Annotated in this window: 1 protein-coding gene; it reads left to right on the top strand. The window is 71.7% G+C overall.

From position 1 onward, the window contains the following. Positions 1-318: 318 nt before the first annotated feature. On the top strand, positions 319-761 hold a 443-nt coding region (locus tag L0P92_RS44770; protein WP_234768855.1), incomplete at its 3' end, for an enoyl-CoA hydratase/isomerase family protein.

Raw genomic sequence — 761 nt, 5'->3', positions numbered from 1 at the left:
GGTGGCGGCCGCGGGGGCCGAAGAGGCGGGCGGTGGTCTGCGCGTCCTCGCCGACCGGCACGGTCTCCGTCCCGGTTTCCGTCGCTGTTCTCGTCGTCCCGCTCATCACAACCCCTCCCCGCCCGCTCGCGCCCCCGATGCGCCGTGGCTCGCGCACGCTATGCGCTGTCGTCGGCGGTACGGCGGGAGTTGGGCGGGATGTCACTCGAACGGGGTGTCGGGGCTCGACTCGGGGGCCGCTTGTGGCTCTTTCCCCGGCGGGGCCCGGCTGCGATGATCGGGGTGAACGTTGTTAACCCGCGTTAACCGGAGGGTGTCATGAGCGAGGAGCGATACGGGGAGTTCGTGCTGGTGAGGCGGCACGGGGAGGGGCATGTCGCGGAGCTCGCCCTCGACCGGCCGAAGGCCATGAACGCCGTGTCGACGGACATGGCCCGCTCGATCGCGGGGGCGTGTGCGGCGCTGGGCGCGGACCGGGACGTACGGGTGGTGGTGCTGACCTCGACCCATGAGCGGGCGTTCTGCGTCGGGGCGGATCTGAAGGAGCGGAACTCCTTCAGTGACGCCGATCTTGTGCGGCAGCGGCCCGTGGCGCGGGGGGCCTACACGGGGGTGCTGGAGCTGGCGGTGCCGACGATCGCGGCGGTGCACGGATTCGCGCTGGGCGGCGGTTTCGAGCTGGCCTTGTCGTGCGATGTGATCGTGGCGGACCGTACGGCCGTGGTGGGGCTGCCCGAGGTGTCGGTCGGGGTGATTCCGGG

The organism is Streptomyces muensis (assembly GCF_021474425.1).
GTDB classification, from domain to species: domain Bacteria; phylum Actinomycetota; class Actinomycetes; order Streptomycetales; family Streptomycetaceae; genus Streptomyces; species Streptomyces muensis.
This window is presented reverse-complemented; position numbering and strand designations above follow the sequence as displayed.